At 63.8% G+C, this 13,296-nt stretch carries 12 protein-coding genes; 3 read left to right on the top strand and 9 right to left on the bottom strand.

The annotated features are described in order from the left end of the window. Window positions 1–306 precede the first annotated feature (306 nt). Together SriyCCGPB3_RS09965 and prfB are read right to left on the bottom strand one after the other, a co-directional pair. Window positions 307–1,089 (bottom strand): helix-turn-helix transcriptional regulator, encoded by a 783-nt coding sequence (locus SriyCCGPB3_RS09965; protein WP_153854884.1) that lies wholly within the window; start codon window positions 1,087–1,089, stop codon window positions 307–309. Window positions 1,090–1,134: 45 nt separating this feature from the next. After that, window positions 1,135–2,260, bottom strand: a protein-coding gene (gene prfB, locus SriyCCGPB3_RS09960) for a peptide chain release factor 2 (protein ID WP_097048047.1) whose coding sequence is annotated in 2 segments (ribosomal slippage) — window positions 1,135–2,184 and window positions 2,186–2,260 — 1,125 coding nt in all. Because the reading frame shifts where the segments join, the coding sequence is not laid out codon by codon here. A gap of 179 nt (window positions 2,261–2,439) precedes the next feature. Between prfB and SriyCCGPB3_RS09955 the strand changes: the two genes are divergently transcribed. Then, window positions 2,440–3,180, top strand: coding sequence for a M48 family metallopeptidase (locus SriyCCGPB3_RS09955; RefSeq protein WP_110712181.1), 741 nt, complete (start codon window positions 2,440–2,442; stop codon window positions 3,178–3,180). Window positions 3,181–3,213: 33 nt separating this feature from the next. Here the strand turns inward: SriyCCGPB3_RS09955 and SriyCCGPB3_RS09950 are convergent, their stop codons facing one another. Next, window positions 3,214–4,074 carry a LytTR family DNA-binding domain-containing protein gene (locus SriyCCGPB3_RS09950; RefSeq protein ID WP_350260244.1) on the bottom strand — a complete coding sequence of 287 codons (861 nt, stop codon included), beginning with the start codon at window positions 4,072–4,074 and terminating at the stop codon, window positions 3,214–3,216. Window positions 4,075–4,249: 175 nt separating this feature from the next. On the opposite strand from SriyCCGPB3_RS09950, the gene SriyCCGPB3_RS09945 reads away from it, so the two are divergent. Beyond that, window positions 4,250–5,458, top strand: a complete 1,209-nt coding sequence (locus SriyCCGPB3_RS09945) for an acyltransferase family protein (protein ID WP_350260243.1) — start codon at window positions 4,250–4,252, stop codon at window positions 5,456–5,458. A 181-nt stretch (window positions 5,459–5,639) separates the two neighbouring features. Continuing rightward, window positions 5,640–6,626: a phosphatase PAP2 family protein gene (locus SriyCCGPB3_RS09940; RefSeq protein WP_164162523.1), complete on the top strand. Its 987-nt coding sequence runs from the start codon at window positions 5,640–5,642 to the stop codon at window positions 6,624–6,626. Window positions 6,627–6,688: 62 nt separating this feature from the next. Here the strand turns inward: SriyCCGPB3_RS09940 and SriyCCGPB3_RS09935 are convergent, their stop codons facing one another. The 6 genes from SriyCCGPB3_RS09935 to SriyCCGPB3_RS09910 form a co-directional block, all read right to left on the bottom strand. Next, window positions 6,689–9,607 carry a VIT domain-containing protein gene (locus tag SriyCCGPB3_RS09935; RefSeq protein ID WP_350260242.1) on the bottom strand — a complete coding sequence of 973 codons (2,919 nt, stop codon included), beginning with the start codon at window positions 9,605–9,607 and terminating at the stop codon, window positions 6,689–6,691. Window positions 9,608–9,751: 144 nt separating this feature from the next. Beyond that, window positions 9,752–10,513, bottom strand: coding sequence for a hypothetical protein (locus SriyCCGPB3_RS09930; protein ID WP_219629565.1), 762 nt, complete (start codon window positions 10,511–10,513; stop codon window positions 9,752–9,754). Window positions 10,514–10,658: 145 nt separating this feature from the next. Next, on the bottom strand, window positions 10,659–11,000 hold the full coding sequence (locus tag SriyCCGPB3_RS09925; protein WP_350260241.1) for an SMI1/KNR4 family protein: 342 nt from the start codon (window positions 10,998–11,000) through the stop codon (window positions 10,659–10,661). Between the two features lie 146 nt (window positions 11,001–11,146). Beyond that, entirely contained in the window at window positions 11,147–11,545 is a 399-nt protein-coding gene (locus tag SriyCCGPB3_RS09920; RefSeq protein WP_153854890.1) for an Imm12 family immunity protein, read from the bottom strand. A 53-nt stretch (window positions 11,546–11,598) separates the two neighbouring features. Beyond that, a complete protein-coding gene (locus tag SriyCCGPB3_RS09915; RefSeq protein ID WP_164162520.1) occupies window positions 11,599–12,222 on the bottom strand; it encodes a hypothetical protein in 624 nt (207 codons plus the stop codon). A gap of 624 nt (window positions 12,223–12,846) precedes the next feature. Then, window positions 12,847–13,293, bottom strand: coding sequence for an SMI1/KNR4 family protein (locus tag SriyCCGPB3_RS09910; protein ID WP_180855150.1), 447 nt, complete (start codon window positions 13,291–13,293; stop codon window positions 12,847–12,849). Window positions 13,294–13,296 lie beyond the last annotated feature (3 nt).

The following is a 13,296-nucleotide window of genomic DNA, read 5'->3' as shown; positions in this document are numbered from 1 at the left end:
ACCTACCAACAGCCGCAGGAATCTGTCAGAGGTGGGGCGGTGTGGGTTGGCAGGACCGTTGGCGCCATGGATGGCGCCATCGAGCCCCCAGGGGTGAGGGCGCTTTGCTTGCGAAGCACTGCTTCGCAAGCGCCCGAACGCACAGCCGCCAGCGGCTGGGCCGGACCGCGGAGCGGGGTTTACGGCGTCCCCGCACTCCGACACCGCCCCGCCATCCCGCGGGAAGCCGGCATCTGAAGTTGCTGTTGCCGGCCAGCGGCCGGCACTACCGCAGGTGCAGGGCTGCAAGCCCTGCCGAACAACCCTCTACCTACGCGGCAGATAGGTCACCAGCGAGAGGTCGTGCCGGCTCTCCGGCACCAGCGCCACGTACTGCAGGTCCAGCAACCCGCGCGTGGGATGGTTCAGCTTCTTCGCACCTTCGTCGAACCGGCGCACGTCGTGCTCCGGCCACCACTGGCGGAACTCCTCGCTGTGCGCGGCGATGTCCTCGACCAGCGCCAGGAATGGTGCCTTGTCCGGCGCCTGCGCCATCGCCGCGCGGAAGCCGGCCAGCAGCCCGCGGGTCATTTCTTCCCAGTTGAGGATCAGCGTGCGGTACGGCGGGTACAGGAACATCAGCCGCAGCGTGTTGCGCTCATGTGGCGCCAGCTGGCTGTAGTCCACGAACAGATCGGCGATGGCCGGGTTCCAGGCCAGGATGTCGTAGCGGGTATTGCGCACATACGCTGGGATCGGCTGCATCGCCTCCACCAGCTGGCGCAGGCCATCGGTGACTGTCTCGTCCGGAGACTCCAGCGGCACGCCGTAGCCGGACAGCGCGAACGCATAGGCGCGTTCGTCGTCGCTCATGCGCAGCACCTGCGCCAAACGCTCCAGCACTTCGGGCGAGGCGCGCACTTCGCGGCCCTGCTCGATCCAGGTGTACCAGCTGACGCTGACGCCGATCGCCAGCGCAACTTCCTCGCGCTTCAGGCCCGGGGTACGCCGGCGCCCGGCCGGGAGGCCGAGCGTGGCGGGGTCGACACGGGCGCGGCAGGCCTTGAGGAAGCCGCCGAGTTCCTTGCGTTCACTTTCGCTGCGCATCAGCGCCCTCCGTTGCGGAAGGCGATGATATCCGCGCAGGCGCGTCGATCAGGCATCGACGCGCTTGGAGCCCACGGCCAGGCCGGCCTTCAGGCTGGCCTCGACGAACTCGTCCAGGTCGCCGTCGAGCACCTTCTGCGTATCCGAGCGCTCGATGCCGGTACGCAGGTCCTTGATACGGCTCTGGTCCAGCACGTAGTTGCGGATCTGGCTGCCCCAGCCGATGTCGGACTTGGTGGCTTCCACCGCATCCTTTTCGGCGTTGCGCTTCTGGATCTCCAGCTCGTACAGCTTGGCGGCCAGCATCTTCATCGCGTTGTCGCGGTTCTGGTGCTGGCTGCGGCCGGTCTGGCAGGCCACGACGATGTTGGTCGGGATGTGGGTGATACGCACCGCCGACTCGGTCTTGTTGACGTGCTGGCCACCGGCACCGGATGAACGGTACACGTCGGTACGCAGGTCGGCCGGGTTGATGGTGATGTCGATGTTGTCATCGATCTCCGGCGACACGAACACCGAGGTGAAGCTGGTGTGGCGGCGGTTGTCCGAGTCGAACGGCGACTTGCGCACCAGGCGGTGCACGCCGGTCTCGGTCTTCAGCCAGCCATAGGCGTAGTCGCCTTCCACGCGCAGCGTGGCCGACTTGATGCCCGCGACGTCACCGCCGGAGACTTCCATCAGCTCGGTCTTCCAGCCGCGCGATTCGCACCAGCGCAGGTACATGCGCAGCAGGATCTCGGCCCAGTCCTGGGCTTCGGTGCCACCGGCACCGGCCTGGATGTCGACGAACGCGGCAGCATTGTCCATCTCGCCGGAGAACATGCGCTGGAACTCCAGCTTCTCGACGTGCGACTGGTGCTTGTCCAGGTCGGCGACCACGGCCAGCGCGGTGTCCTCGTCCTGTTCGGACTCGGCCAGTTCCAGCAGCTCGGTGGCATCGGCCAGGCCGTCCAGCACCGAGGCGATGCCGCCCACGGTCTTTTCCAGGCTGGAACGTTCGCGGCCCAGGTTCTGGGCGTATTCGGCGTTGTTCCAGACGTCGGGGCTTTCCAGCTCCCGCGTTACTTCTTCAAGACGCTCTTTCTTGGCGTCGTAGTCAAAGATACCCCCGAAGCGACAGCACGCGATCGGTCAGATCGGTGATGCGCTGGCGGACAGGATTCAGTTCGATCATGTCGGCGGTTATGCATTCAAAAGATGACTGCCAATGATACCGCAGGCGTCCGCCCGGCGGCGAGGCAGGCCAGGGCTGGGCCCCGGGTGGACACGCGGCCATCCGATCCCGGTAGACTTCCCCACCGCCGCGGGAACAGGGGCCACGCGGTCATTCCCAACCCAAGGAGCACCATTTCAATGACGATCATGCGTTCCACCCTGTGCCTGGCCGCCTGCCTGCTGGCCGCCAATGCCTCGGCCATCGACCTGAAGGGCCTGACCAGCACCGGCATGAAGGCCGGCAAGGCGCTGACCCTGTCCGACGCTGAGGTCTCGGCCGCGGCCGATCAGGCCTGCGCCTACATGGACAAGGACAACCAGGTGGTGGCCGGCAACGATCCGTATGCCCAGCGCCTGGCCAAGATCACCCAGGGCCTGGCCAACGAGGACGGCCTGAACCTGAACTTCAAGGTGTACCGCACCGCCGATGTCAACGCCTGGGCGATGGCCAACGGTTGCGTCCGCGTCTATACCGGCCTGATGGACATGGCCAGCGACGACGAAGTGCGTGGCGTGATCGGCCACGAAATCGGCCACGTGAAGCTGGGCCACAGCAAGACCAAGATGCGCACCGCCCTGCTCGCCTCGGCTGGCCGCGAGGGCCTGGCCGCTTCGGGCAACGGCAACCTGACCCAGCTCAGCCAGGGCCAGCTCGGCGAACTGGCCGAAGGCTTCGTCAACGCCCAGTTCTCGCAGAAGGAAGAGAGCGCGGCGGACGAGTACGGCTACCAGTTCATGAAGCGCCACAGCTATGACCCGGCGGCCCTGGCCAGCATGTTCCGCAAATTGTCCAGTGAAGGCGGCCTGATGTCCTCGCACCCGGGCTCGGAAGCCCGCGCTGCGCGCATCGACGCGATGATCAAGAAGGACAAGAAGTAATGCCCATGCGGGCGGGCCGACCGGTCCGCCCGCTCAGGTTCCTGCCAGCGCCTGGCGCAGCAACGGCAGCTGTCGTCGACTGCACGGCACTTTGACGCCATCGGCCATGTGAAGCAGGGCTTCACCGCCATCAAGTGGTTCGATCGAACGCAACTGATCGCGGTTGATCAGCCAGCTGCGGTGCGGCCGCAGAAACTGCACCGGATCCAACCGCTGCTCCAGGACCGCCATGGTGATCCGCAGTGGGTAGTCATGGCCGCGTACGCGCAGGTTCACGTAGTTCCCCGCCGCCTGGGCGTACTCCACATCTTCGGTGGCCACCAGGAACTCCTTGCCCAGCTTGCGCACCAGGAAGTGCTGGGGGCGCTCGACCGGTTCCACCGGCGGACCGACATCGGGCTCGGCCAGCAGATGCGCCTCGCCCTGACGGCGCCGGCCGAACCAGCTGGCGAAGTGCTCCAGTGCCACGAACATCACGAACGTGCGCACATCCTTCAGGTATTCGTAGGCAAAGCGCTCCAGCCAACCGGCATCATCGTGATAACGGTAGCCCAGCGCCGCGTAGGCCAGATGCCGCAGCAGCATCATCCCGACCACGTGCAGCAGCGACCAGCCCACGCTGGCCAGCACATACAAAGGCAAGCGCCGCTTCCAGGTGTCGGCGTGCAGCGGCCAGCGCTCGCAGCCCCACCACAGCACGGGCAGGGTCAGCAGGATCAGGCTGATGCTGCTGAACTCCCAGATCATCGGCTCCCACAGACCGAGATCGCTGCCGCGCCGCGTGGCATCCATCACTTCAACCAGCGCGTTGGTGACCGCCGAGGCCGACAGGATCGCCGCCCAGACCAGCAGACGGGTGGAGGTGCGCCAGCGCGGTGGACGGCCCTGGGCCATTGCTGCATCCATGGTGTTGTGGTGCTCCAGCGTGCCTCAAGGGAGCCAGCGTAGCCGCTCCATTGGTCCCATCACCCCCGCCATTGGTCACTGCGCGGCCGCCGGCAGGCCCCTGGCGATGGCCCAGACCAGCGGCGAGGGCCAGATTGGCTCGACCTCCCGGCCTGGCCTGACCATGACCCGACGCCACGACATCGACGCCCTGCGCGTGTTCGCCTTCGCACTGCTGATCCTCTACCACACCGGCATGGCCTACGTGGACGACTGGGGTTTCCACCTCAAGAGCGTGCACACCGCCGAATGGCTGCAGTGGCCGATGCTGTTCGTGAACCGCTGGCGGATGTCGCTGCTGTTCCTGATCTCCGGTATCGCCATCGCCCTGATGCGCCCGGAAGGAAAGCTGCTGCGCTTCGCCGGCCAGCGCACCTGGCGACTGGTGCTGCCACTGCTGTTCGGCATGTTCGTGGTCGTGCCGATCCAGCCCTATTGCGAGGGCGTTGCCAACGGCCACGTGGCGCCAGGCTTCGGCCACTTCCTGCTGCGCTACTGGCAGGTGCGGCCATGGCCGGAAGGCAGCTTCTCCGGCTGGCAGTACGGCATCACCTGGAACCATCTGTGGTACTTGGCCTACCTGTGGAACTACACGTTGGCGCTGGCGCTGTTGATGCCCGCGCTGGGGACGTCCCTGGTGCGCCGGACCATGGCGCGGGTGGCCGCATCACCGTGGCTGCTGATCGGCATCCCGTTCGCCCTGCTGCTGGCGTGGGTGGTGTGGCTGGAGCCGATCTATCCCTCCACCAATGCCCTGATGGGTGACTGGTACCAGCATGCGAAGTACGCCACGGTGTTCCTGGCCGGCTACCTGCTGGGTCGCGAGCCAGTGTTCTGGGAACGGGTTGTCGGCCTGCGCCGCACCACGCTGTGGCTGGCCCTTGCGGCCATCGGCTGGTACATGGGCCTGCGCATCCTTGGCCAGGTGCTGCCGGACGATTCACCGCTGCGGCACTGGCCCGAACCGTTCTGGGACCTGCAGGTCAGGACCAGCCAGTCGCTGTATGTGTGGACCGCGCTGCTGGCCATCCTCGGCTGGGGCAAGGTGTTCCTCGACCGCCCGTTCCGTTGGCTGCCGTACTGCACCGAGGCGATCTATCCCTGGTACATGCTGCACCAGAGCCTGATCATCGCGCTGTTGTTCTGGCTCAAGCCACTGCAACTGGAGCCGTGGCTTGAGCCGGCCCTGCTGCTGGGCGGTACCGTCGGTGGCTGCCTGCTGATCCACGAACTGCTGATCCGCCGCGCGCGTTGGCTGCGGCCGCTTTTCGGGCTGCGCGCCGATGTATGGCCGAGCCAACGCTCGGCTGCGTCTGCCATGAGCCGAGCGTAGGCTCGGCTCTACCGGTCCACCAACCGAAAATCCGCTATCGTCGGCGGCCACGCGCACGGCATCGCCGATCAGGCGCGCCGCGCGGATGTAGAGCTGAGCCTGCGCTCGGCTGCATCTGCCATGAGCCGAGCGTTGGCTCAGCTCTGCCGGTCCACCAACCAATAAACAATTAGGACAACGGATGTTCCAGACGCAGTGGCACCTGTGGTTGCAGCACACCTTCGACGCCGGCTGGTTTCTGTGGGTGATGCAGTTCATCAGCCTGCTCGGCTATGAAATGGCCTATACGGCGCTGATCCTGGTGTGCGCGTTCGGTGCACGCCTGCGCGCCGGCCTCTGCGTGATGCTGGCGGTGCTGCTGATGGCCTGCGCCACGCATGCAATCAAACAGGGCGCCGCCCTGCCCCGTCCGACCGATGTGGACGCAGCAGTGCTGGACAAGGGCGAGCCGTCCCACCCGTTCGTGGTGGACGGCGGAGGTCACACCTTCTGGGCACTGCCGGACGCACAAGCCACCGCAATGCTGCGGGCGCAGCCCGATGCCGACTATGGCTTCAATAGCGGCCATGTCGGCGTCGCCACCGCTGCCTGCCTCGGCCTGCTGCTGGCCTTCGGCATCCGCCGCCGCTGGCTGCGCTGGGCGCTGGCGTTGGGCTGGCCGCTGCTGATGGCGCTGTCACGGATGTACCTGGGCCGGCATTTCCTGGCCGACGTACTGGCCGGGTGGCTGATTGGCGTCGGCGTGGCGTTGTTGGCGTGGCAGCTGATGCCGGGGATGCTATCAAGCAGGCGCTGGCAGCTGCCGCTTCTGTTTGGATTGAGTCTGGTGCTGGCGTGGGCGGCAGCAACCACGCGCTTCGTTCCCATCGGTGAAGCCGGGCGACTGCTGGCACTGAGCCTGCTGGTGGCGTGGCTGCAATGGCGCGGCTGGCCGGTGGATCCGCAGGGCATCGCGCAGCGGGTGCTGCGCGTGCTGGGTGTTGTGGTGATCTATCTGCTGGCGCGGCCGTTGATCGATCTGCTGGCCGCGACCATTCCGCTGCCTGATGTAACGGCGACCGAAGTGCTGTGGCAGGCCATTGGCACGCTGTTGATCCTCGGTGGCGGCGTGGCGCTGGCGCGGTGGATTCCGCGCCAACGCCCCTCGATGCCAGGCAGCACCCGGTAGATCCACGCCATGCGTGGATAGGCCGGTTCCGAAACCAAGCAACAGCCACGCATGGCGCGGCGCTACCGCACCTCGAACTCACCCACCAGCACAGTCTCGGCGCGGTCCTTCAGCCGCATCGTGACCATCTGGTCCTTCTGCTTCGGCGTGCCCCAGTGGGTGGTCAGGCGCAGCATCAGCGTCGTCGCCCCGGTCACCAGCTGCTGGCGGCTGCCGAAGTAGTTCGCTTCCACCTTGTACTTGCCCGGCTTGGCGTTGCGCAGCGAGAACTGCTCGGGGCCATAGCCACCCGTGAAGTCCTGCGACATCTGCCCGCCCTGGTAGGTCAGGCGATTGCCGTAGTACGCACGCTCGCCGTTCGGGTCGGTCACCCACAGGTCCATGTCGCTGTTGTCGGCATCCCAGGACAGCACCACGCGCAGGTCCAGCGGCATCGCCTGCAGCAGGCGCGGGTCGATGTTGCGGGTATCCAGGCGGGGCATGCTGCGCGCGACCAGGTTGGTGAGCTCATCCAAGGCGATCAGCGCGATGCCATCGAAGCGGTTGTCCCAGGGCCGCACCACCACCTGGTACAGCGGCGCCAGCGCCTGCTGCGGCTTGCCAGCGGCCGCCAGTGCCAGGCCCAGGTCGCGGAAGCTCTGCGGTTCTTCCTGGCCCATCGCCAGCACCTGTTCGAACACCGGCACCGCCAGCGCCGGCGCATCGGCCTGCATCAGCCGGTAGCCGAGCACGCGCAGCAGGTGGCGGTTGTCCAGGTCCATCTCGGCCAGGTTCGACAGCACGCGCAATGCCAGTTCGCGCTGGCCCTGCTCCAACAGCAGGTCGGCCACATCGAGGAAGAACGCGCTGCTGTCGGCATGTGCGTCACGCTCGGCCAGATAGCGGTCATACAGTTGCGACGCTGGGCCCTGGCGCAGGCGGCGGGCAATCGCCGAATCCGGTTGCCATGCGGCCAGCTGGATGCCGAGCTGGCCCTCGTTGGCGGGCCCCGCTTGATCGATGGCCGAACCGGTGACCACCACCGTGTCGAGCGCCTGGTTCGCCGCGGACACGGAGCGACGCGCGCGCGCGCTGCTGGCCTCCCTGCGCTGCTCGGTTGCCGCTGCCATCGGCGCAGGCGGGGCCGCCGGAGCGGGGGCCGCCAGCATCGCCACCGGCGCCGATTCCATCGCGTAGTCTGCGGACGCTACCTCCAGCGCCCTGACCTTCAGCTGCGGCGGTGCGCCCTTTGGCCAGGTGCGGCTCCACCATTGCTGGCGCTCCTTCCAGCGTGCGGCCACCTCGTCCAGACGCTGGCGATCGGCCGCGGCGCGGTCGCTCAGCTGTCGCGCGTAGCGGGCGTCGTACTCGGCACGCAGTTTCCCGGACGGACGGATCGCATAGCGCAGGTAGTCCTCCAGCGTTTCCAGCACGATCAGCGAGGTGTCCGGCCCGACCAGGCCGAACTGCTGCGACAGGCGCTGCATCGCCTCGCGGTTGCCGCGACGATCGGCCGCCAGCTGCTGCAGACGGGCCTGCGCCCACAAGCCGGCCAGCAGCTCACCGTCGTCACGCTTCTGCGTTGCCGGCAGCGCCTGCCATTCACCACCGCCCACGCGCACCCGCATCGGCACACCGTCCACCGCAAGGCGGGCATGCAGCCACAGCCAGCCTTCGGCCTCGCTGCGACGATCAATCACCACGTCCTGCACGCCACGCCCCGCATCGACCTGCACGTCCAGCGGCGAGGAGAACAGTTCGCGCGCGGCGGCATCGACATCCGCCTCCAGTGCAACAAAGCGGCCACCATGCGACTCACTCCATCCGCGCAGCCGGACCGCATCGGTGCGGGCGCCGGCGCTGCTGATTGCGAACAAGCGCTGGTCCGGCGCCAGCGCCGGCAGTGCTTCCGGTCCATACGTCAGCAGGCCGTCACTGACCAGCAGGTATTCCTTCACCGTCGGCTGCGGCTGCCACTGCGCCAGCGCACTGGCGCCGTCCGGGCGCACCGCCTGCAGCGCCGCCCGCAGCTCACTCCAGTTGCCGCCGCGGATGCGGAATCGGCGGACCGGCTCGGCGCGATCGCGCAGCACGGTCAGCGCGACCGTGCCATTACCCATCCGGGCAAAGTAGCGGTCCAGCAGCGCGAACTCACGCGCGCGGTCGCGCAGGCCGGATGACCCCGAACCGTCCCACAGCAGGCCGACCTCGCTCGGCAGCGTGCGGGGAGCGCTACTGATCGGCACTGGCAGCTGCGCCAGCAGATAGTGGCCGTCCTGCCACGGCGCCACCTGCACCTGCGGCTTGCGTTCGGCCGGCAGGGTCCATTGCAGCTGTGGCGGCAGCTGCGCGCCGCGACCCTGCCATTGCAGCTGACCCGCCGTGATCTGGAACGGTGCGGTACCTGCGGCCATCGCACCCGGCGCCTGCACCTTCACTGCAACAGAGGCAGCACCAGCGGCGAACTGCAGCGGCAGCGTCCAGCGCCAGCCCTGGCCCGAGAACGCCAGCGGCTCGCGCAGCACCAACTGCACGCGGCGGCTGCCGCCGGCGGGCAGCGGGTAGATGCGCAGGCGGAACTGATTGCCGGCGGTCTGCTCCAGCAGGCCGGGGTCGACGCCACGGCGGGCGATCTCCTCGAAGACCTGGCGGCCGCGGTCCTTGGGCACCGGCACCGCCTCGCGCAGCTCACCACCGATATCCAGGGCAAACCCGGTGATCTGCTGGCCCTCGGCCAACGGGAACTGCAACTCCCCTTCCAGCACGCGCCGGTTCGGATTGTGGAATTCCAGGGTGATGCGGGTCTGGGCGATGCCGGCCTGGATGTCGCCTTCGATACGGGCCTGGCGCAGCGCGATGGGCTGCTCGGCGCCGGCAACCTGCAGAAGCGGCACCGACCGGACGGGCCGGACGGCCTTGGCGGACTGCGCCTGGGCAACCCCAGCGGCAGCGCAGAGCAGCAGGGCCAGTATGGATGGAATCACGCGGCGGGCGAGGGGCATCGGACTGCTCCAGCGGGAAGTTGGACGGTTCAACGCGTGACTGGGGCGAATGGGGTTGGATGGGGAGATGTCGTCGAAACAGGCCCTCACCCAAGACTCTCTACAATCCAATGGGAAGAGAGCCGAGCATGAGCGAAAACCCGCCTAACCCGAGACAATACCCAAACGCCTCAACTCTGCGATCCCACCTACCCAGTCTTCGCGTCGCTTCCTTGGTGCGGCCAAAGGCACCACAAGCAACGCCTCCTCAGCAATCGACTCACCGAAGATGCCTAGTCTTGTGTGCGTCTCAGGGAACGCACTCGCGAACTGAGTTCCCAGCATATCGACCCCGGAGAAGTCCTGCTTCCGGACTATCACCTGAGTCTCCGGATCTCTCCGGATCAAAGCGAGAGGAACACCTTTGCAGGCAAAGTCGACAAACCTCGCCCGACTGATGTCCAGAGCCCAGTCTACGCTTGAATAGAACGCCGCGCGCCGTTCCGCAAATTCCGCGAGAACTCCGGCATCTGTGCAGAACGCGGAGGGCTCGATATTGACTCTGATCTTCCCAATCTTCCCGACGAGACACACCCTCTTATAGAAGCAGGACCAGAGCAGGAGAATTGGATTCACATCCAACCCTTCGACCTGGACATCCTCGAACACTGTCGGCCCGATCTCAGAGTTGATCACCTTACAGTTCGACACTACTACATCGCGAACGGAACTCATCCTTGAAGGGCGCTTGGACAACGACATTCCGCAGTTGTCAAAACTACTGTTTGCTATCCGTACCGCCTCGAAGACGCTACCACCTTGATCGAACACCATCTTGAATTCTTGATCATCAATGTTTCGCATATTCCAGTCCACCACAGAGACCAATGAAGACACCACACATGATGTGAATGAATACACGCTCATAGCGGCGCTTCAACATCAGCACCGAATTGCGCAACGCGAGAGGTAGTCGACGGGGCCGCCACTTCACCCATGGCGTAAGACCACAGCGCTACAGCGACACCGCTGTGAACGGGGCAAGGCGAGGAACTGGAGAGCAAGAACTTCTTTACCCTGAGTGACGAACGAGGTCCATCAGGAAATCAAAGAATGATGGAGAAGAGAACTCGAACTCCCCGGTATTGTAGTCGTACCGAAGAATTGGATACTCCCCATCCTTCAATCCTTCACATGTATCGAAGTAGAAGGCTTCATCCGAGTCCGGAACGAAAATCGGAATCAGGCCTACGGGAGGAAACCCGTTCTCCTCGACCAAGCGAGCGTTGTAGACCAGATCGTCATCAGCCACGTCACGGTTCTCCGCATCGGCGAGACCGAACACGGGATCTGGACCTACAAACAGGTTGCCAAACTCACCAAGCCAAGCCTTGTAGGAAACGGGCAGAGCCAACCCAAGCTCCCTCTCTGCATCCTCCGTAAGCTCCGGAGAGACAGCGCGACCAGGAAACACCCTTGCCCGCGCTGATCCAGCGATCATTTCATCAAGTCGCTCAAAACAGGAACTCCAATCAGGACACACCAGGCCTCCCGGATCAATCAAGCGAAACAGAGATTCACGGCGCCAGCAACGCCCGAGAAATCAATCCTACCGGCACTGCGCGGCAGCTTTGCACTTTCGAAACCGCGCGTCAGCCAACCTCCAATTGCCGATGCAGCACAATCATCATCGACGGACGTTGCCTCGTCCTTTCCAACGCAGACAGCAAGCAGAACACTCTTTTTCTTGGCATAGAATCTAACCGACGATGAAATCCCTTCCGGGCAATACTCTGTCAAACTGCCACTGATCCACAGTTCAACATCGATCGTCTCCAGACCATCAATAGACAGCTCTGCGAAAGCAGACTTCAATCTAGCGCGTGCCTGGACGATCCCAGGTTGATACTTCATCCCCACCTCTGGCCCGCCCAACCTTCCGCTCAACGTCACTTCCATCTGCACTCCACAGCCCCAATCGCGACAGGGTGCGATCAACAATCCTATTAAATTTAGTCACAACCTGAAGTTTCTCTCAATTCGTCAACCACACCTGTGAAGAACATTAGAATGGACTGGTGAAGAGTGAGCTTACGCTTCATGGTTGCTCCGTCATCGGTCCCAATGAACAGCTCAGCACCACTCATCATCAAGGAAGTGACGCGAGCTTGATATCGCGGACTAGGAATGACGACATGAATACCCTCATCTTTACGGACAATACGCAGCGATCTAGGCGCATCCCCCTCAAACACGCGAGTGATGTAACACGTCTTTATCAGACCGCCCTCACAGGCCACATCAATTTTGTCATCGGTCTCGCCTGGTGCTAGACCCGAATCCTTCAGCGCATGCACAAGCTCAAAGATGAGACGGTCGAAGTCACACCCCGCGGACACCACGTACTCGACGGGCTCGCCCTTATCGGTCGACGTCAATCTCAGAGCGCCGACCGACTGATCAACCTCAATGTCTGCAGCAGGAGCCAGAATGCGGTCTCCCATTGGATTCTGATCGACAAAGAAGCTTGAACTGGCGCCCATGTAGTAGAGCGCGGGCTCAGCCCCAAGGCGCACCTCTGCCCATCGGGGATCGTATGAGAAGACAGACGAACAGGGAGAAATCAGCTTCTGCATGCGCCCTCCAACAAGGCCCATGCTCGATCTGATTTCTGCTTGTTTGTCCCTGCCCCTCGATAGATCGATCCGATCTCCCTGCTCATTCTCCCAAACTCCGTAGACGCCAGGTGCCGTCTTCCATGCGAAGCGTTGCGATGTTGTGAAAAGGTATCGCGCCACCCTACCCAGCAACTGAGTCCTTCGGCTCGGAACGTCCAGCTCCAGGTCAATGAACTGCGCCGGCCGTCTTCGATCCGATTCACTAGATCAGCCGACCGACTCCATATCCGCTTCCGGGCGGCGCAGCTGCGAATGCATCACCGCCCTCAATCTTGATCTTCTTTGGCATTCAACTGCCCCAAACGCCGGCAAGCTCGCGCTCCACTCGGGTGAGCCGAAGCTGCGGGCGAGCCTATGAAAGAGCTTCCACACTCAGCTAGCCACGCCTTATGGGACAGCGACCGAGACAGGCCAAGCACTCCCCTGCATCCTCCATCCGCCGGGAAGGAACAGCGCGACCAGGAATGACCCTGAGGCACGATATTCCAGCAATCCTTTCATCAACACGTTCAAATTCTGGAACCAAATCGAACCGCATCAAATTCCATCATTCATTTGTGACACACGAAATCAAAAATCACATCAAGACTGCCGAACAATCTCCTCTAGAAAGCCCATAAAACTATCGGCAAACGGCTCATAAGATCCGTCAGACCAATCCCGCCTGACAACTGGATACTCTCCACCAACCAGCCCATTATTGGTATCGAAATAGAATGATTCATCCGCATCCGGCAAATGAATTGAGATATACCCGCCCGGCAGGTCGCCATCACGTGAATCCAGTCTAAAATTGTAGATCAGATCACTATCCGAAATTTCACGCACATCGCGAGGTGCAAGGGTCAGAACAGGATAAGCGCCGACCCTCAGATTCCCATACTTGAGCAACCACTCCTTGTACGAATCAGGCAATGGAATCCCCAGCTCAGCTTCTGCCTCCCGGATAAGGCCAGGTTCAACCTGCCGCCCAGGAAACACCTTGACTCGCGGGTGCTGCGCCACCAGCGCCTCCAGATTATCAAACATGAA

This window comes from Stenotrophomonas riyadhensis (assembly GCF_040256885.1).
Taxonomy (GTDB): domain Bacteria; phylum Pseudomonadota; class Gammaproteobacteria; order Xanthomonadales; family Xanthomonadaceae; genus Stenotrophomonas; species Stenotrophomonas riyadhensis.
The sequence above is the reverse complement of the archived record's forward strand: the minus strand, read 5'-3'. Positions and strand labels throughout refer to the sequence as shown.